This is a genomic window from Sulfuriferula nivalis, assembly GCF_009937995.1.
GTDB lineage: Bacteria > Pseudomonadota > Gammaproteobacteria > Burkholderiales > Sulfuriferulaceae > Sulfuriferula > Sulfuriferula nivalis.
In genome coordinates this window covers 766,187-789,704 of record NZ_AP021881.1, presented here as the reverse complement: position 1 = coordinate 789,704, position 23,518 = coordinate 766,187, and the positions used below count along the sequence as shown (strand labels likewise).

The window sequence follows — 23,518 nt, the reverse complement described above, 5'->3', positions numbered from 1 at the left end:
AATTAGAATATAATTAAATTCTAATATAATTCATCATCAGCAAAATCCAGAATAGGCTGGTAATATCCTCAAGGGATACATACACATTAGGTGAACATAAACGATGAACCTGCATATTAAGTATCAACCCGTTTTGTCAGCCGTGGCACTCGCGATCGCGCTGCTGCCATACACGCCAGCACACGCCGACTCGCTCAATTTAACCCAAGAAGAAACCCTCAGCCCCCCGCTCAGTTTTAACGAATGTGTCGAAATCGCATTGAAACAGAACTTCGACCTGATATCCAGCCGTGCCCAAATCGATCAAGCACAATCGGGGCTGGATCAGGCGCAAGCTAACCGCATGCCAAAATTAACCGCGTCCATTAACGCCATGGGTTCTAACGATGCCATGAATGCATTCGGCATGAAACTATCACAGCGTACCGCTACTTTTAATGATTTTGGTGCAAATCAATTCGATCCCAACAATCTGAATGTCGCCCCCACTTCATTGAACTACCCAGGCTTTGTCACCAACGTAAACACTCGCCTGGAAGTGCAAATACCTGTCTACACAGGTGGCATGATCAGCAATGGTATTAAACAGGCTCAAGCTTATATCAAAGCCGCGCGCAACGGCGATATTGCAGCACGCCAACAAGTGATTTTCCATGTGCTGCAAGCCTACCAGGGTGTGCATACCGCACGCGCCTATCTGGTCGTTAGCAAACAGGCAGAAGCTGCTGCAGACTCACAAGTCAACATGATGGAAAAACTGGTTAAAGGCGGTGTTATCGTGAAAAGCGATTTACTCTCAGGCCAAGTCCGGTTACAAGATATACGCATACAACGCATGCAGGCTGAAAATGCCGTCAGTAACGCACTTGATCAACTTCACCTGCTGCTGGGCATGCCATTAACAGCACCACTAAATGTTGGCGCATCGGTTGACATTAAACCCACCACCATGACTACCGAAGCATTGCGTCAAACAGCGATTGCAAACAATCCTGGCGTGAATGCACTCCGCCAGCAAGTGGAAGCGAGTGCGGCTAATATCGGCATGGCCAAAGCCGCATACAAACCACAAGTAGGTCTGATGTTACGGCAGGACTGGAACGACCCTACTCTGGGATTCAGCGCTAATTCATATACCGTAGGTGGTACTGTGTCATGGACAGCATTTGATGGCGGCGTCACTTCAGCCGGTGTTGCCCGTGCTCGTGCTGCACAAACAGCAATCACCGCCAAACTGGCTCAAGCAGAGGCAGGTGTCGCTTATCAGGTTGAGGATGCCCGTCGCAAAGCAAGTGAAGCCGAGCAACGACTGAGTGCAAGACATCTCGGAGAAGAACAAGCAACAGAGGCTGCCAGCCTGGTAAACAAGCGTTATATCAATGGTGTTGCCACAATTACCGAACAACTCGCCGCCCAGGCACAATTAGACAAAGCCCGCGCTGATGTCGTTGCTGCTGAGTACGATGTTGCCATCCAGCGTGCCAATTTGAAGCTAGTCCTCGGCCAGCTTGAAGCCGAACAATTATAATCAGGAGCCAACCGTGAATCACCCTATTGCAAAACCACTTATCATTGCAGTTCTGAGCGCCCTCATACTCACAGGCTGCGGCAAACAACCGGCAGAACCAGCTGGCACCACAACGGCAAACACAATTAAAGCCAATGTCATAAGCATTAAAACCAGCAGTGCGCCCATTATAGCCAACGCACCCGCCACGGTAGTCGCAGAACAGCAAGCAGAAATAGCCTCTCGCATCATGGGCTTCATTCGTGAAATCAATGTCGAAGTAGGTCAAAAAGTCAGCGCGGGACAGCATCTGTTTCGTATTGATCCTAGTGACATCCAGGGTCAGGTAAGCCAGGCCAATGCAGGATTGGCGCAAGCGCAGGCTGCATTGGCAGACGCGAAAAATGATTATGAACGCTTCGGTACGCTATATAAGGAAGAAGCCATTCCTAAAGCACAATGGGATAAAATTCGTCTGCAATACCAAGTCGCGCAACAACAATTTGCCGCAGCAAAAGCCGGCTTGGGTAGCGCGGGTGCACAAATGAATTACGCCACACCTACTGCCCCATTTGCAGGCGTGATCACCCAAAAACTGGCAAATGTTGGCGACCTCGCCGCACCAGGACGTCCAATTCTGGTCATGGAGAACCCCGCCAAACTGCTGGTACAGACACAAGTCCCAGAAGACATATTTAAACACTTGCAAATTGGCACGCCAGTCAGCCTGCACATAGACAGCACCAACACAGATATCACAGGCAAAGTCTCAAATCTGGTCACGGCCGCTGACCCTATGAGTCACACCCATTTAGTCAAAATCGCCCTGCCTGAAGGTCATGGTTTGCAAAGTGGTATGTTCATCCAGGCGAGCTTCTCCACGGGGATGGCCGCCGGCCTGAATGTACCTGCCAGCGCAATCCTGAACCGCGCAGGCATAACAGGTGTATTCGTAGTAGATAACCAGGGGATTGCACATTACCGCATGGTACGTGTAGGTGACACCCAAAATAACATGACTACTATTCAGGCAGGCTTGAATACCGGTGAACAAATAGTAACCAGCAATACCGACCATCTGGAATCAGGCGACAAAGTCATCAACACGGGGGTGGGTAATGTCTGATCACCAACCTAGCGACCTGAACATTGCAGGGAAAATCGCACGCACTTTCCTTGAATCTAAAATCACTGCAATGATAATGCTCGCCATCACCCTTGCAGGGGTAATGGCATTATTTGTTACTGCGCGCGAATATAATCCGCAGATTGTCGTCCCGGCTGCCAATATCATCGTAGCCAAGCCAGGAGCTTCATCGACTGAAATTGAAAACACCATCATTAAACCACTAGAAGCCATCATGAACTCACAATCGGGGGTGAAGCACAGCTATGGCTATGCGGCAGCTGATTTTGGTGTGGTGACAGTACAGTTTGATGTCGGGCAAGATCAGGAACGCAGCATGGTCAAGCTCTACAACCAGATCGCGCAAAACTGGGATCGCATGCCAGCCGGCGCAATGCAACCTATAGTGCGACCTATCAACGTCGATGATGTACCTATTATCACCATCACCCTCAGTTCCGCCGAATTAAATGGCATGCAACTGCGTGACGTAGGTAATCATGTGCTGGAACAGCTGCGCAACGTTGCAGGTGTATCCTTTACCGAAATACTCGGTGGCGAGCGCCATGCCGTCAATGTCTGGATAGACCCGACCAAATTATCGGCAACTGGTCTGAGTCTGGATCAGGTTGACAAGATGCTAATGGGTGCAAACGTCTCTATCCCAGTAGGCACCTTGGTCAACAACAACCGCGATCAACCACTACGTTTGTCAGGCTTCATCGGTAACGCCCAGGAAGTGGGGAAAATCATTATTGGCGCCCCCAATGGCAAGGCAGTATTCCTGCGTGATGTTGCCACTATACAAGAAGGCGCAGCTGAAACTGATGAACTTAGCCGTTTTGCATTTGGTGCGTCTAGCAACGATAAACAGGCTCACTCAGGTGAAGCACCTGCAGTAACCATCGCTATCGCTAAAAAAGCAGGTACAAATGCCGTAGTAGTTGCGGATGCAGTACTGAAAAAACTGGAAGTACTGAAACGCGCCGCTATTCCACAAGGCATTACCGTCAGCGTCACGCGTGATGATGGCGCCAAAGCGGATGATGCAGTAAATACTTTGATGGAACATTTGGCAATTGCCATCGGTTCAGTCGTGGTTATTCTGGTGATTTTCCTCGGCTGGCGCGAAGCCGCTATCGTCACCCTCACCGTCCCACTGATTTTATTTGTAGTCCTGACCATAGGCCTGTTTGCTGGCCAGACGATTAACCGTATTACCTTATTTGCCCTGATATTATCCCTGGGCTTATTAGTCGACGCGGCCATCGTGGTAATAGAAAACATACACCGCCACATGCATCAGGGCGGCGGCAAAGATTTTAAGACCGCATTAGTTGCAGCAACGAATGAAATCGGCAATCCAACCAATATCGCTACTATAGCTGTGATACTTGCGTTTGTGCCTATGGCGTTTGTTACAGGGATGATGGGGCCTTTCATGCAGCCTATCCCGTTTAATGTCCCTATCGCCATGATAGCGTCGTTGCTGATTGCCTACATGGTTGTACCTTGGGCAGCCAATCTCTGGCTTGCAGGCAAAGCGGCCAAATCACTCATAGAACACAAGCCACTGGAAGCTGATCACGCTGACAGTAAAGATCCACTGCATCGTGCTTATGTAGCGGTTATCACCCCACTCATCAAACACAGCGGCAAACGCAACATATTGTTCGTTGTCGTCATCGCCTTACTGGTTGCAGCCATGCTACAGCCAGCCTGGCAATTCATCCGTCCATCAGGCATCAATGGCCCATTATCGGCTTTGGGTGTGGAATTGAAGATGCTGCCTAACGACAACACCAATACCTTCTTGCTACAAGTGGATACACCTGCCGGCACGACTTTGGCAGAAACCGACAATGTCGCTCGCGCAGTTGGCGATGTCTTGGCAAAAACTGAATTTGTGACGGACTATCAAACTTTTCTGGGCATGACTGCACCGATAGATTTTGCCGCCCTGGTTCGGGGTGACATGCTTAAACGGGGTGACAATATTGCCCAAATTCGGGTTAATTTAACCAGCAAGCACCATCGCTCAGTTGCCTCACACGAAATTGTAAAACGCCTTGATGCTGCGTTAAACAAAGTACGTACAGCGTACCCTGCTGCCAAAATCAAACTGTACGAAACACCACCAGGACCACCTGTGCAATCACAGATACTGGCGGAACTATATGGTCCGGACTATACCAAACTACGTGGTGCGGCTGATGAAGTGAACCATGATTTTGATAAAGTATTCGGCATCATTAACGTCGACAATTCGGTCACTAGCACAGTTGACAGCTTCTACATCAAAGTGGATAGACAAAAAGCCGCCTTGTCCGGTGTTGCAGTGGGTCAGGTAGCGCTGCTGTTACACAACTATGTATCTGGCTTTAATATCGGCACCGTACATATAGATAACAGTCTGGAACCTATCAACCTGACAGTTCGCATTCCGCGTAGCCAACGCCAGACACCAGAGCAGATTATGGCTATCCGCATCACTAACATGAGCGGTCAGCAAATTCCATTGTCAGCTATCGCCACTATAGAACGCGCAACGCAGGACAAGCCTATTTATGACCGTGATCAGCATCCCGTGGTTATGATAGGGGGTGAACTACTCCAGTCCAGCCCTGTGTACGCTGTATTAGCGCTGGATAAAATGCTTGATGGAAAAAAATTAAGCAATGGCGTGACATTCAAAACTGGCAATCTCGGTTTTGTTGAAGCACAACCAGACGATGTGATTAATTACCACTTGTTATGGGGTGGTGAAATGCGCCTGACACTAGATGTATTCCGTGACCTCGGCTCCGCATTTATCGTGGCGCTGGTCTTCATTTATTTGATGCTGGTAGGCTATTACAAATCTTTCATGATGCCACTCATCGTGATGGGTGCGATCCCACTGACTTTGGTCGGTGTTTTCCCAGGCCACTGGATTACCCAACAAGCCTTCACCGCCACATCGATGATAGGTGTGATTGCACTGGCGGGTGTGGTCGTGCGTAACTCACTATTACTCATCGATTTCATCATTGATTATCGCAAACAGGGTTATGGACTAGAACAGGCCGTGATAGAAGCAGGCGCAGTACGTTTCCGCCCTATTATGCTCACCGCGCTGGCAATTATCCTCGGCTCGGCCATCATGATTACCGACCCCGTATTTGGTGGACTGGCCGTATCCTTGATATTTGGCACCTTCGCCTCCACTGTACTTACATTAGTCGTAATTCCGCTAATGTACTATTTGTGGGAACGACGCCTGGAAAAAACTGCTTAATTTTTTAAAACTTGATAGAAAAAGGAAACATTATGACCGTAGAACGTATAGTCCGAATTATCGCTGGCTTATTCATCATGCTATCATTAGCGCTTGCCCACCAGTCAGGCGCCATCAATATGGCTCAACCTAGCTGGCTGTGGTTTACCGCCTTTGTTGGATTTAATTTATTTCAAAGCGGCCTGACCCGTTTCTGCCCTATGGACATGATGCTCAAAAGTGCAGGAGTAAAATCAAGCTGCGGTTTATAGGAGCGTATTTTGGAATTTGTACAAAGTAATATCTGGTTAATTATTTTAGCGGCTTTCTCTGGCTTCATGCTGTTGTTCCCAAATATGCGCAGCAAGCTGGGTGGTGGTCAGGAAGTTGATGCTACAGAAGCAGTACAACTGATTAACCATGAAAATGCACTCGTGCTCGACGTACGTGAATTTAACGAGTTCAGTGCAGGTCATATTGCTAATGCCAAACACATACCTGTTGGGCAGCTTGCTGACAGTATTAAAACACTGGAAAAACACAAAGAACTCACCATCGTAGTTAACTGTCGTTCAGGTGGACGTTCTGCCATGGCGTGCAGCGTGTTGCGTAAAAATGGTTTTACTAAAGTTTACAATTTAAGAGGTGGTATCACAGCTTGGCAACAAGCAAATTTACCAACCACGGTGAAATAAATGCCTGAAATTATTATGTACTGCACAGCAGCTTGTCCCTACTGCGTCATGGCGGAAAAGCTGTTACTCAACAAGGATGTGGAAGTCACCAAAGTTCGCGTTGATCTGGAACCGGGTCGTCGCGAAGAAATGATGACGCGTACTGGTCGCCGTACCGTTCCACAAATTTACATCGGTGATAAACACATTGGTGGCTTTGACGATTTGTCTGCGCTTGATAAAGCTGGCGGCCTGGATCCGTTACTGGCCGCTTAACCCCTTGTAAAATCCAAAAAAACCCACATATAGTTTGTATGTGGGTTTTTTATTTCAGGAGTCAAGAATGGAACTTATTTGTCCGCACTGCAGCGCAATTAACCGCATCCCCGAAGCCCGTTTAAACCAGAATCCCAATTGTGGCAAATGCGGTCAGGCATTGCACACTGGACTACCCGTCGATTTAACCACCACTACATTTGATCGCTACATTACTCGCAATCAACTTCCTGTATTAGTGGATTTCTGGGCTAGCTGGTGCGGCCCCTGCAAAATGATGGCACCCACTTTCAAACAAGTCGGAACTGAACTTGCCAGCCGGGTACGTTTTGCTAAGGTTGAGACAGAAGCTGAGCAAGCGCTTGCTGCTCGCTATCAAATCCGCAGCATCCCTACACTAGTTTTATTCAAAGATGGCAAAGAACATGCACGCATGTCCGGCGCGCTGGATGCAAACGGTTTGAAACAGTGGCTACGCTCGCAAGACGTTAACTGAGCATCTCACGTGCATGCTGACGGGTGGTGTCAGTAATCGTTACTCCACCCAACATGCGTGCGATTTCATCTACCCGTGCAACTGCATCTAATGTATGAATGTGGCTCACCACTTGGTTTTCATGTTGAACTTTACTGACTTGTAAATGATACTCTCCCTGCGCCGCGACTTGCGGCAGATGGGTAATACAGAGTATTTGTCGGCTACTGCTCAGTCCTTTTAACAAATGGCCCACGATTTCTGCAACACCGCCACCGATACCGACATCCACTTCATCGAATATTAAAGTCGGCACACCTGCAACCTGACTAATTGCGGTTTGCAATGCCAGGCTGATACGCGACAACTCACCACCTGATGCAACTTTTGCAAGTGGCTTAGGGCTAATGCCGGCATGAGGTGCAACCAGAAACTCAATCTGTTCTAAACCATGCATATTACCCACTTCCAGCACGGTCAGCGCAATAGCAAACTGCCCACCTGCCAGAGCCAGTTGTTGCATCGTGGTGCTGACAATATCGGCTAATTTGGTCGCAGTATCTTGCCTTATTTCACTCAGTTTGATTGCCGCAGCATGCCAAACAGCATGCGCGTCAGCGACCTCGGCAGCAAGCGCAGCAGAGTCTTCACTTTGGACGAGTTCTGCATAACGCTGTTGCACGTCAGCAAGTAATTCAGGCAAAGTTTCTACTTTCACCCGATACTTACGTGCAACATCGAGCACTTGCTCTATGCGTTGTTCAATTTCATATAACCGTGCTGGGTCAGCTTCCATCTGGTCGGCATAACGCCGCAAATCATGACTGGCTTCCTGTAATTGCACACCCGCTGATTCGATTAAATCATAAGCCGTTTGCAAACCAGCGTCATACTCCAACAAGCTGAGTAACTTTACTGCGACTACATTAATTTGACTGAGCGTAGCCGATTCACTTTCGCTCAGGGCATCCAGTGCAAAAGCGATACCAGCACCCAAATTCACTGCATTCGCCAGCCGCTTATGTTCGTCCTGTAAAGCATGCCAATCAACCAGATCAAATTGCAGCGCATTCAAATCCTGTGTTTTCCATTCCAGCTGCTCACGTTCTGCTGCGATTGCACCACTATCCTGCTGTAGCGCTAACAATGCATCATTTAATTTTTGCCAATGACGGTAGTGTTGCGCGACCTGTGCGGCCAGCTCACTGGCATTTCCATAACTATCGAGAATTTCACGTTGCGTCGCTGATTTCAGTAATGACTGATGTGCATGCTGACCATGTATATCAACCAGAAACTCACCTGCTTCGCGCAATTGCTGCGCACTTACCGCACGCCCATTAATAAAACAGCGTGACCGACCATTATTGTCTATCACGCGTCGCAACAGACAATTACCCTCATCATCCAGCTCATTATCCACTAACCATGTTTGCAGCAATGGCAGTGCCCATGCATCAAAATCCGCGCTGATTTCAGCACGCGCCGCACCTGCACGCACCACTCCCGCATCACCGCGCTCACCCAAAGCCAGCGCCAACGCATCGATGAGTATGGATTTACCAGCGCCAGTCTCACCTGTCAGTACGGTAAATCCCTGCTCAAAACTCAGATCTAGTTGATCAACAATGACAAAATCACGTAAAGCAAGTTGGCGCAGCATTAGAGCTTCTTCCCCCAGTACAATTTTTCCCGTAAGGTTTTGTAATAACTATAACCGCTAGGATGCAGCAAGCAAATTGCTTTAGGCGAACGACTAATACGCACCACATCGCCAATTTGTATATCAAAGGCACGCTGACCATCAAAATGCACACGAGCATCGTCGGCCTGCATCAATTGTAGCTCAACCACCGAATGGCTATTCACAACGATAGGACGCGCAGCCAATGTGTGTGCGCAAATAGGCACCATCACGAAGGCCTCCAAGGTTGGATGCAATATAGGGCCTCCCGCCGAAAGTGCATAAGCAGTTGAACCCGTAGGCGTAGCAATAACCAGACCATCAGAACGTTGGCTATAAACAAACTCGCCATCGATTACCGCCTCAAACTCGATTAACCGCCCCATTCCGCCCTTACTGACCACCACATCGTTAAATGCACAAGCGGAAAATATGACCTGACCATGGCGCACTATCTGCGTATTCAACAATAATCGTTTCTCGGTAACATAATCACCATCGAGAATGGCTGCCAGATCTTCTTGCATGGTTTCTGCGGGTACATCAGTCAAAAATCCCAAACGCCCCTGGTTAACACCCACCAGCGGAATATCATGCACTGCCAACATCCGTGCAATCGACAGCATAGTGCCATCACCGCCCAACACGACTGCCACATCGGCACGTTCTCCGATTTCAGTTAATTCTGCTGTCGGCTGATTTACCAAACCCAACTGATCCGCCGTGTTATGCGCTATCAATATCTCATAACCCAACTCACGCAAATAATCAGCGAGCTGTGGCAAACTGACGCCCATCTCTGGACTGTCATACTTACCAATCAAAGCAATTGTTTTAAACTTTTTCGACATAGTTAAAATCCTAATACATGCGGGTAAAGAATTTTCCGTTAAATCTATCCGAGCGCAATCATAGTTAGCGCAATCATAGTTGTTTTTTTGTACAATGACAGTATGTTAACCGAACGCGCACGTATCCTACTAAAAACTTTGGTCGAACGCTACATAGCCGATGGACAACCTGTCGGTTCGCGTACGTTATCGCAATATGCTGCACTGGATTTAAGTTCGGCATCCATACGCAATGTAATGGCTGATTTAGAAGACATGGGACTAGTATGCAGTCCTCACACTTCAGCTGGGCGTATTCCTACCGTACAAGGCTACCGATTATTTGTCGACAGCCTGATGACCGTCAAGCCCTTGAACAATATTGAAATAGACCAGCTTGAAGCGCAATTGCATCCTGACGATCCACAACGCATTGTCTCCAACGCTTCACAGCTATTATCTCAGCTCACCCAATTTGCTGGCGTAGTCATGATACCGCGCCGTCGTAATGCCGCATTTCAGCAAATTGAATTTATGCGATTAGCGGAAAAACGTGTCCTGCTGATTATTGTCACTACCGATGGAGAAGTACAAAATCGCGTACTCACCACCGAGCGCAATCACACCAGCGCCGAGCTCTCACGTGCCGCACAGATGCTCAATCAGCATTATGCAGGCATGACGTTTGATAAAGTACGGCAACGCATGCAAGCCGAGCTACAATCTCTGCATCAAGACATCAATGGATTAATGAATCTTGCACTCAATGCCAGCGAAGTCGTTTTAAATCAAAAAAATGAAGCGCTGGTTTTATCTGGTGAGCGAAACTTGTTGCGTGTTAATGATTTATCTTCCAACATGGAACGGATGCGTAATTTATTTGATCTATTTGAACAAAAAACATCACTTATCCAGTTACTAGATTTAAGTCAGCAAGCCGAAGGCGTACAAATATTCATAGGCAGCGAATCCGAAGTTATACCACTTGATGAATGCAGCGTCGTTACCTCGCCTTATCAGGTCAATGGTGAAATTGTCGGCACGCTAGGCGTGGTCGGCCCAACTCGCATGGCGTATGAACGTATCGTCCCGATAGTGGACATCACCGCCAAGCTCCTTTCCAACGCACTCTCATTTCACTAAATTCTATGCCCCGCTACCTGACTGAACCCGAACACACTCACAGCAGCACAGCCAAAACCGGCATATTATTACTTAATCTGGGCACACCAGACGCGCCCACCAAGCAGGCAGTCCAACCCTACCTGAAACAATTTTTATCTGACCCGCGTGTAGTTGAAATCCCGAAAGCAATCTGGTGGCTAATCCTCAACGGTATTATTCTGCAAACCCGCCCCAAAAAATCCGCTGAAAAATACGCCAGTATCTGGGACAAACGTGAGGGCTCGCCACTGCGTTTCCATACTGAGAAGCAAGCCAAATTATTACAAGGATGGCTAGGTCAGCATGTGCAATCGCCCTTTGTAGTGGATTATGCGATGCGTTATGGCAACCCATCCGTGGAAAGCGCACTCAATCGCATGAGTGAACAAGGCTGCGACCGCATATTAACCATACCCCTCTACCCACAATACGCCGCCAGCAGCACCGCCTCGGCCATGGATGCAGTGTATGCCTACCTTATGCGAAAACGTAACCAGCCCGCGGTACGCACGATCAAACACTTTCATGATGATGCTGGCTACATTAAGGCGCTTACTGAAAACATTCATAAATACTGGATGCAACATGGCCGCCCCGACATACTTATCATGAGTTTTCATGGCGTACCGCGTTACACACTGGACAAAGGCGACCCTTATTTCTGCGAATGTCAGAAAACAGGTCGACTATTAGCTGAATCACTTGGATTATCCAGCAGCCAATATCGCGTCACCTTTCAATCACGTTTTGGCCGTGCTGAATGGGTTAAACCTTATACCGCTGCAACACTGGAAGAACTTGGTCACGCCAAAACCAGCAGAGTCGATGTCGTCTGCCCTGGATTTGTAGCTGATTGTCTGGAAACACTGGAAGAAATCGCCATGGAAGTTAAGGCTGACTTCATCAAAGCAGGTGGTGGCGAATTCCATTATATTCCTGCACTCAACGAAAACAGTGCATGGATAAATGCATTAGGTGAAATGACATTAGCCCATTTAGGCGACTGGGTTAGCCCAGCCTGGGATAAATCAACCGCCCAGCAAACAGCGACATCCAGCCAGCAACGCGCGATTATTTTAGGCGCTAAACAATAGCGTAAAAATACACATTGATACACTTACTGACATAAAAGGATGGCATACTAGGGCTAGTTTTAAACATATGACTAACAAAAAATAACCTAGAGCATATAAAAGCTATGACGACACCTGACTCAACTGATCAAGTAGTTCCTCAAGCACTGAATGAAGAACGCAGACAAGAACCTCGCATTGCGGTTAACTGGCGAGCAGCTATCATGTTTAAAGCAGCTAAGGGGCCACTCCGCGTTTTCGGCTATGTCAGGGACATTTCTCTTTCAGGCATGAGGGTAGAATGCGATCAGACTATCGCTACCACTCAGCCTGTACACATCATGATAGAGATACCCAGCAAAGATCCACAATACGAAACTGATGTCATTCAGGTTCATGCCATTATCCGCAACAGCATCTTGTCGCAGAACATGTATCGCATGGGTTTGCAGATTACTGATTTTGTAGGTGATGCAAAATTAGTCATCATGCGACGTATCCAGCGCCGCAACTCGCAGTCGTAGCAATTGCAAAATTAAACGGCGTGAAGCATATTCCCAAGCTAACACTGCTGATACTGATATTGATACTTATGCCTGGAATAGGCTGCTTTGAATATTACACAGACCAAGCGGTCGATAATAAAAACAGTCAAACACGCTGGCTGATATTACTTGCTTACCCATTCGCACTCGCTGCGCTGATCGGTCTGGTTCAGAACCTCATCAGGCAACCCCGCAACACTAAACTGATCAGATTATTTACCCTGTTATTCTTAATCCCCACCATCCTGTTACTCGTAGTGCGGGGACATTAAGTAAATCATCCCTGCACCGACTCCCACAATTTCTGCAACCGCTTGATCGATACAGGCTGTGGTGTTTTTAACTGCTGCGCGAATAACGAAATACGCAGCTCTTCCAACTGCCACCTGAATGCCGATAATTGCGGATCGACTATACCTTTTTTTCTGTGCTGTTGCTCTCGCGTTTGCCATTGCAGAGTGAAATTCGCCAGCGCGGCAGTATGCTGTTGATCTTGTGCAAGTCGCTCAGGCAGCTTTTGCAAACGCTGAGCCATACCCTGTAAATAGCGTGGCAAATGTTGAAAAGCACTCCACGGCGTAGTGAGCACAAAATGTGGATAGACCAACTGTTGCAGTTGCTGCGCCATGTCTTTAGTCACATGCGCCCATGGTGTTTTTAACTGCGGTTGCAATTGTTGATTCAAGGTCAGAATTTGTCCCAGCGACTTGGTTAATGCATCGGCCACCGGCTTAATCCGCGCTCGTGCTTTGACTAGTTGCGCTTCGAATTCAGCCTGACTGCGCGGCATAGGCTCATCACCCAAGCACGCTCTGTCGGCAATCGCGGCCAGCAATTCTGCCCGCAAGGTATCTGCATCGCCCAATGGTCGATAAGCTAGCGCCAGCTTGGTAAAATCGGGAAGATTTTTTTCCAGAAACTTGAATTGCTCGACCAGATACAAACGGAACAGCCGCCCCAAACCGGCTCTATGCGCCTGATTTGCGGCATGTTCAGTATCAAACAAACGCAATGCCACGCTATCACCCTCATCAACCAGCGCGGGGTAACCCGTGACCTCCACTCCCGCGCGACGGAACGGCAGCGTAGAAGGCACATCACCGAACTCCCAGCGCTTGAAACCAGCACGTTCAAAACTATTGTCAGGCGCGCTAAACGTCAGCTGTGCCGCCTCACCCAACTGCTGGCGCAAGGGATGGATATCTCTACCCATGCCGAGCTCTTTACCACGCTCATCCACGACACGGAAATTCATTTGCAAATGAGCGGGTGGCGCATCATGCCAGTCGCTCGCAGCAATTTTCAGCCCACTACGCTGCGCCAGCCATGCCGCCAGTAATTCAGTGAGTGCCGCTGTCGGTTGCAGCGCACTCATCGCCGCAGTTACTGCGTCGGGTACGGGCACAAACACACGGCGCAAATGCTTGGGTAGTGCCTTGACATACCAGGTTAATTTGTCACGCAACATGCCGGGCACCAGCCAGTCAAACCGCCAGGCGGGCAAGGTATTCAACAATGCCAGCGGTATGGTAACAGTGACGCCATCCAGCACATGGCCGGGCTCAAACCGATATTGCAATGGCAGACTCACGCCATCCCACTGCAAGGTCTGCGGAAACCAGTCTTCGGTAATACTGCCTGCATCATGCCGCATCACATCATCACGCGTCAGATAGAGCTGCTTTGGATTAGCCTGTTCCGCCTCCCGCCGCCAGCGCTCGAAGCCACTACCATTGACGATGCCTGCGGGAATACGGGCATCGAAGAAAGCAAACAGCCGCTCTTCATCGACCAGCACATCCTGCCGCCGCGCTTTGTGCTCCAGCTCACTGACTTGCTCCAGCAATTGCTGGTTATGCGCAAAAAACGGCGCACGCGTTTCAAATTCACCCGCGACCAGCGCCGAACGAATAAATATACGACGACTCTCTACCGCATCAATCACACCATAATGCACCGTACGGCGCGGGATAATAATCAGCCCGAACAACTGCACCTGTTCAAACGCACTGACCTGTGCCGATTTCTTCTGCCAATGCGGGTCAAAATAATTGCGCCGCAACAAATGCGCCGCAATGCTTTCCAGCCATTCGGGTTCTATCTTGGCAGCGGAACGTGCATACAGCCGCGTGGTTTCTATCAACTCTGCCGCCATCACCCACTTGGGTGGTTTTTTCGACAACGCTGAACCAGGATGCACATAGAACTTGATGCCACGCGCACCCTGAAAACCACCCTCATCCATTTTCACGCCAATATTACCCAGGAAGCCAGTTAACAAGGCTTTATGGATGGCTTCATAATTCGCAGGCTGGTCATTTTCTTGCAAGCCCAGCTCAGATGCAGTGGTGGCTAGTTGCCCATGCACTTCCCGCCATTCACGTAATCGTGTTGGATTAAGAAAATGCTCGCGGCAAGTTTCCTGTAATTTGCGATTAGATTTTTTGTGCTTGAGCGCATCATCGTAAAACGCCCACAACTTAAGCAAACCCGCGAAATCTGATGCCTCATCCGCAAAAGCGCGATGCCTGTCATCCGCCGCACCCGCCTGCGCTTGTGGACGGTCACGAGGATCTTGCACCGACAATGCCGCGCACAATATCAATGCCTCGCGCAGACAGCCAAACTGTTGTGCCGCAAGCACCACCCGCCCAATTTTCGGGTCTAGCGGTAACTTGGCTAACTGTTTGCCGATGGCCGTTAAGCGTCGATTACCATCCACTGCGTTCAGCTCTTCCAGCAACTGGTAACCGTCAGCAATCAGGCGTGGTGCGGGCGCATCCAAAAAGGGGAAATCATCAGGCTGCCCCAGACGCAGTGCCGACATGCGCAATATCACCCCTGCCAGTGAAGTGCGCAGGATTTCAGGATCGGTATATTCAGGACGCGCAGTATATTCCTGCTCGGAATAAAGCCGTATGCACACACCTGCCGCGACGCGCCCACAACGCCCAGAGCGTTGATTGGCTGACGCTTGCGACACTGGCTCGGTCAACAATTGATCGACTTTATTACGTGCCGAATAACGCAATATTCGCGCATAGCCAGGGTCAATCACATAGCGTATGCCTGGTACAGTCAGCGAAGTTTCCGCCACATTGGTCGCCAACACTATCCGTCGCGCATTAGTCGGCTGGAATATGCGTTCCTGCTCCTTCACTGACAACCGAGCAAACAGTGGCAAAATCTCGGTATGCGGCGGATGGTGTTTACGCAAGGCTTCTGCGGTGTCGCGTATCTCGCGTTCGCCCGGCAAGAACACAAGTATGTCACCATCACCCAGACGTACTAACTCATCGGTCGCATCCAGTATGGCCTGCGTAACCTGCTCTTCATCGGTCTCGCGTGCTTTGGCATTCTCTTCAATACGTTCGGGTGCAGTAATCGGACGATAACGTATCTCTACAGGATAGGTTCGTCCAGACACTTCTATAACAGGGGCATTGTTGAAATGTTTGGAGAATCTGTCTGCGTCGATAGTCGCCGAAGTAATGATGATTTTCAGCTCAGGGCGACGCGTCATCAACTGGCGCAAGTAACCCAACAGAAAATCGATATTCAGGCTGCGCTCATGCGCCTCGTCGATGATAATGGTGTCATATTCGCGCAAGTCGCGGTTGCCTGTGGTTTCCGCCAGTAGCATACCGTCGGTCAGCACCTTAATCACGCTGTCTGCCCGCACCTGATCGCTAAAACGCACCTTGTACCCTACGCCCTCACCCACCCGTGTACCCAGCTCCTGCGCGACCCGTGAGGCAACAGTACGCGCCGCTATCCGCCGTGGTTGCGTGCACGCAATCCGCCCTAGTAATCCACGGCCAGCATCCAGACATATCTTCGGCAACTGCGTTGTTTTACCCGACCCAGTCGCTCCGCAAACTATGATCGCCTGATGCTGTTGTATGGCTAAGCTGATTTCCTCATGGCGTGCAGATACTGGGAGCGACTCAGGATAGGTAATCTGGTGAGGTTGCCAATAACGCGGTGCTACAGGTGTGGATTCTGTCATTTATCGTGTATGTAAAGCTTGTCATCAAACGTCGCCACCCATAATGGGCGATAGACGACTAATATCGTAATCAGCATGCCCGTGGTCACTGCTTCTGACCATGCCATTAGCAGGTAATAGGGTAAATAAGTATGTGCCAAATCAGTCAGTGTATAAGCCCCCATCTCGGCCAGGGCAAAGGTCGCCACCACTCCCGTTAACGCCACAGTCAGACCAGCACTGATAAAGCCATTAATGAAAATGTAGACAAAAAAATGTGCAGGCAGAAAACGGATAGTCAGCCGATAAACTGACCAACTCACCATAACGGGCACCACGCCCATCAACAAGGCATTCAGCGCAAACGCATGCCAACCGCCACCATCCCATGCGCTCGCCAGCAATAGCACCAGCAGCAATCCGAGCAACGCAAACCAGGGACCAAACAGCAGCGTCAATAAGGTTGCGCCCAGTATATGCAAATTCAATCCCGGACGTATGCCCGCTTTGATTTGCCAGAAAGCCAGCACCAGCACACATGCTGCCATCATTATATTCAGGATATTAGGCATCCGCAGCACGCGCCAGGGTGCAGCCCAGATCGCCCAGCCCAGCACGACTGCGAGCACCAGCCACGGCCAGTCATAATTCACCAGTATCAAACTATCGGGGATATTCATAATTCACCAGAATATGAGTTTCAAACCTATCAATATGGTTACCACTTCGAATGCGCGTTTAATCCACACATTGCCTTTTTTAATCGCAACATGACTGCCCAGGTAGCCGCCGAGGATAGAACCAGCCAATAGTGCCGGCATCCAGCCCCAGGCAATATGGCCGAGATAGCCGAGCACTAATGCACCCGTACCGTTCCATACCAACCCACATAACACCAGCGTATATGCAACGGCACGCTGGTAATCCAGACCGAAATATCGGATCAGCCAGATGGTCAGAAACAGCCCGGTACCCGATGTTATCGAACCATTTAAAAAACCTATAATAAACAACCCCAGCATGCCAACTATTAGCGCAGAGCCTGACTGGTTCTGTGGGGTATATGTCATCCCCAGCTGTGGTTTGAATACGGAATACAGCCCCAAACCCAGCGTCAATACACCCAGACTTAACAGTGCAAATTGTGGTGGAATAGCGAGTATCACTGATGCACCCAATATGACACCAGGCACGCCTGCCAACAGGATAATGGCAGAGAAACGAAATTCCAGTTGGTTATGTTTAAAGTGGCGCAAGGTCGCCCCCAACCCTAACGCGACGGTAGCCACTTTATGTGTAGCCAGTGCTACTGCAAAAGGCAACCCCATAAAAATAAGCATGGGAAACTGTATCAACCCCGCGCCACCACCAGATAATGCTGAAAACCAGTTTGCCGCAAATGAGGCGACGAATACGATCAGTTGCTCGGTCATTCCCCCGTATATCCCGAAATAACGGGAGTGACGGTATAAAACAGATTTAATTGCTGCTCACGACACCACGCGATTAACTCATCGACTTGCGCTTGATTGGCGATAAATTCAATAATCTCTGGCAGTTCGCCACCCAATTCAAAAAAGCTGTCTTCAGCCATACCATGCCGACCGAAGCCAGCACTGGCACGAGTAACAGTACCACCACTCACTTCCATCTCATGCGCGATTTCCAGCAAGCGTACGTGTAATAGTTTGCCATGATGCTGCCGACCTTCACTGCTATAAAAACGCAAACATACTTGTGTCATGCTCATCCCCTTAACACTTTATAAGTCCATACACCCAATGTCGTCATTAACACTGAGCCCCCTATATGCAGCATCACTGACAATGCACCCCAAGACCACTGCTGCCGACTTAGCAAGGTAAAGATTTCAGCGGAGAAAGTTGAGAAAGTCGTTAGTCCACCAAGGAAACCAGTGATAATTAACAACCGCCATTCAGGCGATAAACCAGGCTGTTGTGCAAAAAAAGCAATGGCCAAACCGATTAAATAACCACCCAATAAATTTGCTGTGAGCGTACCGATAGGCAAAGTTGGAAACACTGGGTTAAGCCACAAACCCAGCCCCCAGCGCAGCCATGCACCACAAGCCGCTCCAATACCGATTGCAATAAAAGTCATGGCGCCCATGATTACAGCTTACAAACCGGACCGTTATAGGGTTGCAACGCGCTCTTGGCGACAGCTGAAAACATCGTATGCACCTCTTCTATGCTGAAATTGGCCAATAAGCGTGTAGCCAGTTCAGGCGGTATAGATACCGTTGTAGTATTGCCATCGGGTAAATCTACACAGAATCCAGCCACATGCTTTTCCAGCCCACCTTCAGCAGCTTCCACCATTTGCATTTGTTCGTCTTGCAAAATTTCGTAATAAGCTTCGAGCTTATTCATCAACGTATCATCGAGCTGATCTTCCGGTACGGCAACTATCCAGCCAAAATGGTCATCACGCTGTTCACTCGTCAGACTCAAGGCAGACAGATAATCAACAAAACGATCACGCAACACCGCTTCAAAGAATATAAATTCGAGCTTCATTTCACCTATCTCTTTTTATCCTGCGGACGGTTTTGCGGCAAAAACTCAGGCACAGGCAAAGCCACCCAGTTCAATATAGACGCGACCTGCGCCGTCTCCAATTCCAACATTTGGCCACGTTTTACCCGCGGCGGCAAATTCACCATACCAAAACGCACACGGATAAGGCGGCTCACCATCATGCCCATTTTTTCAAACATACGCCGTACTTCGCGGTTACGCCCTTCCTTGATAATCACCTGATACCAGCGATTCGAGCTTTCACCACCCATTTCAGCAATACGTTCAAAATACGCCATACCATCTTCCAGCTCTATGCCGGCTGTCATCTGCTTCATTTGCTCCTGACTCAGTTCACCCATGATACGGACAGTATATTCACGCTCAACTTCAAAGCTGGGATGCATCAAACGATTGGCAAGTTCGCCGCTGGTCGTAAATATCAGCAAGCCTTCGGTATTAAAATCCAGTCGACCTATAGCTATCCATTTGCCGTTACGCACACGCGGTAACGCATCAAACACCGTTTTACGTGCTTTCGGATCATCACGACTGACGATTTCACCTTCTTGTTTGTGGTATATCAGGATGCGCGGCAATTCAACTTCAAAGTTTAACTTCACCGGGCGTTTATCTACCAGCACACGGTCACCAGGCATGATACGGTCACCCAGCGTGGCATTGACGCCATTAACAGACACACGCCCAGCAGTTATCCATGTTTCCATTTCACGACGCGAGCCTAACCCCGCTGCCGCCAGCATTTTTTGCAATTTATGACCTTCGGCTGGTGCAACTTCTTCCTCATCGACCAACTCAACTGGTTCAGGTACTTTTGGGCGCACTGGCGCGGCAGGTCGCGCTGTACGCGCAGGACGATCTGGACGGTTTTTTGACGCATCCGGCTCCTGCGTTTGACGCGCAGGCTTGGGTGAAGTGGAAGGTTTACTGGGACGGCGAATAGGAGATACGGCCATGGTGATTCCGATGCTGACTAACAATGCTCAATTATACGTTACTCCGCCGCATCTGATGATAATTCCAGGTCCAGCGTATAAGGATTCGGTGCGACTAATTGTCCCAGCTCGGCTAATGGCGGCAACTCTGCCAGTGCACGCAAATTTAAATCACTCAGGAATTGTGGTGTAGTCACATACAGCGCGGGACGCCCCGGCACTTCTCGATGCCCTACGGTTTTAATCCATTCACGCTGCTCCAGCGTTTTGATGATTTGCGTATTCACGGTAACACCACGGATTTCCTCAATATCACCCCGTGTGACTGGCTGTTTATAAGCAATCACCGCCAGCGTTTCCATCACCGCGCGTGAATATTTTGGTGGGCGTTCCGGGCTTAAACGTTGCAGATAGGTCTGATATTCAGCGCGAGTCTGAAATCGCCAGCCATCGGCCACCACGACCAATGCCAATCCCTTATTTTCCCAATCGGCACGCAATTCATTCAACGCCCGATAGATCAGCTCCGCACTTAAGTCCTCTGTTAACGCCGTACGCATTTCACTAATCGTCAACGGTTCGCCATGCGCAAACAGCATTACTTCAAGGATATTTTTTAATTCATTGATTTTCATACATCCGCACCCGCCAAACGCACATAAATAGGTGCAAATGCCATATTCTGGGTGATCTCAACCCTATGTTCCCGCGCCAATTCCAGCATCGCCAGAAATTTTACCACCACGTGGGAGACGCCTAACTCTGGCTCAAACAAACTCGTGAATTCCATAAACAAGTCACCTTGCAGCGTATTCAATATCTGCCCCATTGCTTCACGAACTGACAGCACTTGCTGCGTCACCTGATGATGACGTCGCGTTCCCGCCCGTGCGACCAACCCCAGCCATGCATCACGCAAATCATTACTATCTACTTGCGGCAACAATCGCACAACTTGCTCCTGCCAGCTGTGCGCCACCACAAAGTCTCGTCCTATGCGTGGCAATGCGTCGACTTGCTGCGCAGCCAGTTTCATTTGCTCGTATTCCAGCAAACGTCGCACCAGCGTCGCACGCGGATCAAGATCAGCTTCATCGTCATCAATTGCAGCAGGACGCGGCAGTAGCATGCGCGATTTAATCTCTATCAACAAAGCGGCCATCAGCAAATATTCAGCCGCAAGTTCGAGCTGTGATTTGCGCATCAAATTCACGTATTCCATATATTGGGCAGTCAAACGCGCCATAGGAATGTCGAGTACGTCTAAATGATGTTTGCGGATAAGATATAACAGCAAATCCAGCGGACCTTCAAACGCGCCGAGATAGACTGCCAATGCTTCAGGTGGAATATACAAATCATCCGGGAAAGCAGTTAACTCAGCGCCATTTACACGCGCCAGCACATCCGTATTAATTGCTACTGTCATGCCGCTACCACACAGTTGCGTCCTTGCTGCTTAGCACGGTACAACGCTGCATCTGCTTCATGTACGAGGTTTTGTTCTGCAGCTAGCTCATCTATGCCATCCAGCTCCGTCTCAGCAACACCTATGGAAACCGTCAACTTTAACGTAACCGTGCTAGACAAAATGAAATCATGTTCTGCAATACGTGAACGTATACGTTCAGCAATTTCAACGGATGCAGCAGTATCTGTTGCTGGCAATAAGGCAACGAATTCCTCACCGCCATAACGCGCAAAACTATCACTTGCGCGCAGACAATCTTGTATCAGTTTGGCTGCTTGCTGCAACACACTATCGCCACCTTGGTGTCCATGCTGATCATTCACTTGTTTAAAGTGATCCAGATCAAACATCATTGCCGCCAATGGTTGCTGATGACGCAGTGCATGGCTGACAGCTTCTTTCAATCGCGCATCAAAATAACGTCGATTATTTACTTGAGTAAGCGCATCGGTTAAGCCAAAACGTTCTAATTTATCAAAATATTGTGAATTCTCCAGACACATCAGCAAGAATGAGGCCAATCGTTCCAGAAAATAAGTACCATCGCCTGCCTGAAAACGATCAGGATCACGACTTGCCAGATGCAAACCACCATATAAATTTCCCTGGCGCGCCAGCGGGATTAAGGCAATACTTGCCAGACTCGTTTTGGTAAAACAGTCAGCATGTATATCCGCATCATACTTACCCAGATACGGCCTGAAATCCTCGGCATAGCGCTGATACCAAGTATGCTCACCATCAACTAGCGTCAAGCCTAATGCGGCCAAGTCAGCTGCTTGCACTACTCCCAGCGCATTCAGCCAGTCACCCGAAGCGTCAAGCAGCACTAAATTTACTTCGTCCAAATCGAAGTAACGTCGAAAATCAACCAGCATAATCATCACTAATTGTGAGAACACACGCGTCGTCATCAGCAAACGCTCTAACTCACCGAACCGTTTGAGCTTCAGTTCATTATTGCGTGCTACAGCTAATAAATGTTCCAATCTGTCACTCCTGAGTTTTCTCAATATCAGTTATCGGGTAAACTCACAGAATATCATTATTGTTTGAATTAGGTACACAACATGCTCACAGGTAGTTTAGTCGCTATAGTCACGCCCATGTTCGCTGATGGCAGTCTGGACCTGCCGAGTTTACGCGCGCTGGTTGACTGGCATATTGCTGAAGGCACCGACGGCATCGTCGTAGTGGGTACTACGGGTGAGTCCCCTACCGTAGATTTTGACGAACATTGCAGTTTAATCCGGGCCGTCGTTGATCAAACAGCCGGACGCGTGCCAGTGATTGCTGGTACAGGTGCAAATTCGACTCGAGAAGCCATTACCCTGACACAATGTGCACTATCGGCAGGTGCTGATTATGGTCTGTCTGTTGCGCCTTATTACAACAAACCTGGACAAGCAGGTTTGTATCAACATTTTAAAACCATCGCTGAAGCGGTGGAATTACCACTGATACTCTATAACGTTCCAGGGCGTACTGTCAGCGACATCAGCAATGACACGGTGTTACAACTGGCTCAAATCCCCAACATCGTAGGTATCAAAGATGCTACCGGCAACATGGAGCGCGCTACCGACTTGTTTATGCGTGCACCCGTTGATTTTGCAATTTACACTGGTGATGATGCGAGTGCATACGCGTTTATGCTCCTAGGTGGACATGGTGTCATCTCTGTTACCGCTAATGTCGCCCCCCGCGCAATGCATGAGTTATGCGTGGCAGCATTTCAAGGCAAGCTACAACAAGGTCGTGAAATTAACCACAGCCTGTTTGGTTTGCATCGTAAACTATTCGTTGAAGCCAATCCCATTCCTGTTAAATGGGCGCTGGCTGAAATGGGTCGGATGGCAAATGGTATTCGCTTGCCACTGACTGAACTAGCCCCAGAGCATCATGAAACCCTGCGCGTAGCAATGCGCCTCGCCCACGCAATTTAAGGATTAT

The 23,518-nt window shown here is 49.1% G+C and carries 24 protein-coding genes; 12 read left to right on the top strand and 12 right to left on the bottom strand.

The window, feature by feature from the left end; genetic code table 11:
• Positions 1-103 precede the first annotated feature (103 nt).
• The 7 genes from SFSGTM_RS04195 (at position 104) to trxC (ending at position 7,335) form a co-directional block, all read left to right on the top strand.
• Positions 104-1,528 carry a TolC family protein gene (locus tag SFSGTM_RS04195; RefSeq protein ID WP_162084077.1) on the top strand — a complete coding sequence of 475 codons (1,425 nt, stop codon included), beginning with the start codon at positions 104-106 and terminating at the stop codon, positions 1,526-1,528.
• 13 nt (positions 1,529-1,541) lie between these two features.
• Positions 1,542-2,633 carry an efflux RND transporter periplasmic adaptor subunit gene (locus SFSGTM_RS04190; protein ID WP_162084076.1) on the top strand — a complete coding sequence of 364 codons (1,092 nt, stop codon included), beginning with the start codon at positions 1,542-1,544 and terminating at the stop codon, positions 2,631-2,633.
• Entirely contained in the window at positions 2,626-5,910 is a 3,285-nt protein-coding gene (locus tag SFSGTM_RS04185) for an efflux RND transporter permease subunit (RefSeq protein ID WP_162084075.1), read from the top strand. Before SFSGTM_RS04190 ends, SFSGTM_RS04185 begins: the two co-directional genes overlap by 8 nt.
• 32 nt (positions 5,911-5,942) lie before the next feature.
• Positions 5,943-6,161 (top strand): YgaP family membrane protein, encoded by a 219-nt coding sequence (locus SFSGTM_RS04180; protein WP_162084074.1) that lies wholly within the window; start codon positions 5,943-5,945, stop codon positions 6,159-6,161.
• A 9-nt stretch (positions 6,162-6,170) separates the two neighbouring features.
• Positions 6,171-6,584 carry a rhodanese-like domain-containing protein gene (locus SFSGTM_RS04175; RefSeq protein ID WP_162084073.1) on the top strand — a complete coding sequence of 138 codons (414 nt, stop codon included), beginning with the start codon at positions 6,171-6,173 and terminating at the stop codon, positions 6,582-6,584.
• Positions 6,585-6,839 carry a glutaredoxin 3 gene (gene grxC / locus SFSGTM_RS04170; RefSeq protein ID WP_162084072.1) on the top strand — a complete coding sequence of 85 codons (255 nt, stop codon included), beginning with the start codon at positions 6,585-6,587 and terminating at the stop codon, positions 6,837-6,839.
• A 67-nt stretch (positions 6,840-6,906) separates the two neighbouring features.
• A complete protein-coding gene (gene trxC / locus SFSGTM_RS04165) occupies positions 6,907-7,335 on the top strand; it encodes a thioredoxin TrxC (protein WP_162084071.1) in 429 nt (142 codons plus the stop codon).
• Here trxC and recN read toward each other — a convergent pair.
• Both recN and SFSGTM_RS04155 read right to left on the bottom strand, forming a co-directional pair.
• Positions 7,328-8,977, bottom strand: a complete 1,650-nt coding sequence (gene recN / locus SFSGTM_RS04160) for a DNA repair protein RecN (protein ID WP_162084070.1) — start codon at positions 8,975-8,977, stop codon at positions 7,328-7,330. The two genes, trxC and recN, sit on opposite strands and share 8 nt — an antisense overlap.
• Positions 8,977-9,849: an NAD kinase gene (locus tag SFSGTM_RS04155; protein WP_162084069.1), complete on the bottom strand. Its 873-nt coding sequence runs from the start codon at positions 9,847-9,849 to the stop codon at positions 8,977-8,979. Before SFSGTM_RS04155 ends, recN begins: the two co-directional genes overlap by 1 nt.
• Before the next feature lie 102 nt (positions 9,850-9,951).
• Here SFSGTM_RS04155 and hrcA point away from each other — a divergent pair, with 102 nt between their 5' ends.
• From hrcA to SFSGTM_RS04135, 4 genes are all read left to right on the top strand, one after another.
• The gene (gene hrcA / locus SFSGTM_RS04150; protein ID WP_162084068.1) at positions 9,952-10,971 is read left to right on the top strand and encodes a heat-inducible transcriptional repressor HrcA; all 1,020 of its coding nucleotides are present in this window, start codon (positions 9,952-9,954) and stop codon (positions 10,969-10,971) included.
• 5 nt (positions 10,972-10,976) lie between these two features.
• Positions 10,977-12,086: a ferrochelatase gene (gene hemH, locus SFSGTM_RS04145; protein ID WP_162084067.1), complete on the top strand. Its 1,110-nt coding sequence runs from the start codon at positions 10,977-10,979 to the stop codon at positions 12,084-12,086.
• 104 nt (positions 12,087-12,190) lie between these two features.
• Positions 12,191-12,589 (top strand): PilZ domain-containing protein, encoded by a 399-nt coding sequence (locus tag SFSGTM_RS04140; protein WP_162084066.1) that lies wholly within the window; start codon positions 12,191-12,193, stop codon positions 12,587-12,589.
• Positions 12,590-12,609: 20 nt separating this feature from the next.
• Positions 12,610-12,882 (top strand): hypothetical protein, encoded by a 273-nt coding sequence (locus SFSGTM_RS04135; RefSeq protein ID WP_162084065.1) that lies wholly within the window; start codon positions 12,610-12,612, stop codon positions 12,880-12,882.
• A gap of 5 nt (positions 12,883-12,887) precedes the next feature.
• Here SFSGTM_RS04135 and hrpA read toward each other — a convergent pair whose 3' ends face one another.
• Genes hrpA through SFSGTM_RS04085 form a run of 10 tightly spaced genes read right to left on the bottom strand, consistent with a single transcriptional unit; the run spans position 12,888 to position 22,554 of the window.
• A complete protein-coding gene (hrpA, locus tag SFSGTM_RS04130) occupies positions 12,888-16,619 on the bottom strand; it encodes an ATP-dependent RNA helicase HrpA (protein WP_162084064.1) in 3,732 nt (1,243 codons plus the stop codon).
• Complete coding sequence (locus SFSGTM_RS04125) at positions 16,616-17,278, bottom strand: energy-coupling factor ABC transporter permease (RefSeq protein WP_162084063.1); 663 nt, start codon at positions 17,276-17,278, stop codon at positions 16,616-16,618. The genes hrpA and SFSGTM_RS04125 overlap by 4 nt, the downstream gene beginning before the upstream one ends.
• 3 nt (positions 17,279-17,281) lie before the next feature.
• A complete protein-coding gene (locus tag SFSGTM_RS04120; protein WP_162084062.1) occupies positions 17,282-18,031 on the bottom strand; it encodes a sulfite exporter TauE/SafE family protein in 750 nt (249 codons plus the stop codon).
• A complete protein-coding gene (locus SFSGTM_RS04115; RefSeq protein ID WP_162084061.1) occupies positions 18,028-18,342 on the bottom strand; it encodes a DUF190 domain-containing protein in 315 nt (104 codons plus the stop codon). The genes SFSGTM_RS04120 and SFSGTM_RS04115 overlap by 4 nt, the downstream gene beginning before the upstream one ends.
• Before the next feature lie 2 nt (positions 18,343-18,344).
• Complete coding sequence (gene crcB, locus SFSGTM_RS04110) at positions 18,345-18,728, bottom strand: fluoride efflux transporter CrcB (RefSeq protein WP_162084060.1); 384 nt, start codon at positions 18,726-18,728, stop codon at positions 18,345-18,347.
• 2 nt (positions 18,729-18,730) lie between these two features.
• Positions 18,731-19,138 carry a hypothetical protein gene (locus SFSGTM_RS04105; RefSeq protein ID WP_162084059.1) on the bottom strand — a complete coding sequence of 136 codons (408 nt, stop codon included), beginning with the start codon at positions 19,136-19,138 and terminating at the stop codon, positions 18,731-18,733.
• Between the two features lie 5 nt (positions 19,139-19,143).
• Positions 19,144-20,115, bottom strand: a complete 972-nt coding sequence (gene rluB / locus SFSGTM_RS04100; RefSeq protein WP_162084058.1) for a 23S rRNA pseudouridine(2605) synthase RluB — start codon at positions 20,113-20,115, stop codon at positions 19,144-19,146.
• 38 nt (positions 20,116-20,153) lie between these two features.
• Positions 20,154-20,729 carry an SMC-Scp complex subunit ScpB gene (gene scpB / locus SFSGTM_RS04095; protein ID WP_162084057.1) on the bottom strand — a complete coding sequence of 192 codons (576 nt, stop codon included), beginning with the start codon at positions 20,727-20,729 and terminating at the stop codon, positions 20,154-20,156.
• Positions 20,726-21,523 carry a segregation and condensation protein A gene (locus SFSGTM_RS04090; RefSeq protein ID WP_162084056.1) on the bottom strand — a complete coding sequence of 266 codons (798 nt, stop codon included), beginning with the start codon at positions 21,521-21,523 and terminating at the stop codon, positions 20,726-20,728. Before SFSGTM_RS04090 ends, scpB begins: the two co-directional genes overlap by 4 nt.
• Entirely contained in the window at positions 21,520-22,554 is a 1,035-nt protein-coding gene (locus SFSGTM_RS04085) for a DUF484 family protein (RefSeq protein ID WP_162084055.1), read from the bottom strand. The genes SFSGTM_RS04090 and SFSGTM_RS04085 overlap by 4 nt, the downstream gene beginning before the upstream one ends.
• An 81-nt stretch (positions 22,555-22,635) precedes the next feature.
• Between SFSGTM_RS04085 and dapA the strand changes: the two genes are divergently transcribed.
• Positions 22,636-23,511, top strand: coding sequence for a 4-hydroxy-tetrahydrodipicolinate synthase (dapA, locus tag SFSGTM_RS04080; protein ID WP_162084054.1), 876 nt, complete (start codon positions 22,636-22,638; stop codon positions 23,509-23,511).
• The last annotated feature ends 7 nt before the right edge of the window (positions 23,512-23,518 follow it).

Bases quoted from the DNA above. Each gene is read 5' to 3' on its own strand.
- SFSGTM_RS04120 (WP_162084062.1), bottom strand. From the start codon at position 18,031: ATGACCGAGCAACTGATCGTATTCGTCGCCTCATTTGCGGCAAACTGG.
- SFSGTM_RS04155 (WP_162084069.1), bottom strand. From the start codon at position 9,849: ATGTCGAAAAAGTTTAAAACAATTGCTTTGATTGGTAAGTATGACAGT.
- SFSGTM_RS04185 (WP_162084075.1), top strand. From the start codon at position 2,626: ATGTCTGATCACCAACCTAGCGACCTGAACATTGCAGGGAAAATCGCA.
- scpB (WP_162084057.1), bottom strand. From the start codon at position 20,729: ATGAAAATCAATGAATTAAAAAATATCCTTGAAGTAATGCTGTTTGCG.
- SFSGTM_RS04105 (WP_162084059.1), bottom strand. From the start codon at position 19,138: ATGAAGCTCGAATTTATATTCTTTGAAGCGGTGTTGCGTGATCGTTTT.
- hrpA (WP_162084064.1), bottom strand. From the start codon at position 16,619: ATGACAGAATCCACACCTGTAGCACCGCGTTATTGGCAACCTCACCAG.
- crcB (WP_162084060.1), bottom strand. From the start codon at position 18,728: ATGGGCGCCATGACTTTTATTGCAATCGGTATTGGAGCGGCTTGTGGT.
- rluB (WP_162084058.1), bottom strand. From the start codon at position 20,115: ATGGCCGTATCTCCTATTCGCCGTCCCAGTAAACCTTCCACTTCACCC.
- hrcA (WP_162084068.1), top strand. From the start codon at position 9,952: ATGTTAACCGAACGCGCACGTATCCTACTAAAAACTTTGGTCGAACGC.
- recN (WP_162084070.1), bottom strand. From the start codon at position 8,977: ATGCTGCGCCAACTTGCTTTACGTGATTTTGTCATTGTTGATCAACTA.
- hemH (WP_162084067.1), top strand. From the start codon at position 10,977: ATGCCCCGCTACCTGACTGAACCCGAACACACTCACAGCAGCACAGCC.
- trxC (WP_162084071.1), top strand. From the start codon at position 6,907: ATGGAACTTATTTGTCCGCACTGCAGCGCAATTAACCGCATCCCCGAA.
- SFSGTM_RS04115 (WP_162084061.1), bottom strand. From the start codon at position 18,342: ATGACACAAGTATGTTTGCGTTTTTATAGCAGTGAAGGTCGGCAGCAT.
- SFSGTM_RS04140 (WP_162084066.1), top strand. From the start codon at position 12,191: ATGACGACACCTGACTCAACTGATCAAGTAGTTCCTCAAGCACTGAAT.
- SFSGTM_RS04195 (WP_162084077.1), top strand. From the start codon at position 104: ATGAACCTGCATATTAAGTATCAACCCGTTTTGTCAGCCGTGGCACTC.
- SFSGTM_RS04090 (WP_162084056.1), bottom strand. From the start codon at position 21,523: ATGACAGTAGCAATTAATACGGATGTGCTGGCGCGTGTAAATGGCGCT.
- grxC (WP_162084072.1), top strand. From the start codon at position 6,585: ATGCCTGAAATTATTATGTACTGCACAGCAGCTTGTCCCTACTGCGTC.
- SFSGTM_RS04180 (WP_162084074.1), top strand. From the start codon at position 5,943: ATGACCGTAGAACGTATAGTCCGAATTATCGCTGGCTTATTCATCATG.
- SFSGTM_RS04125 (WP_162084063.1), bottom strand. From the start codon at position 17,278: ATGAATATCCCCGATAGTTTGATACTGGTGAATTATGACTGGCCGTGG.
- dapA (WP_162084054.1), top strand. From the start codon at position 22,636: ATGCTCACAGGTAGTTTAGTCGCTATAGTCACGCCCATGTTCGCTGAT.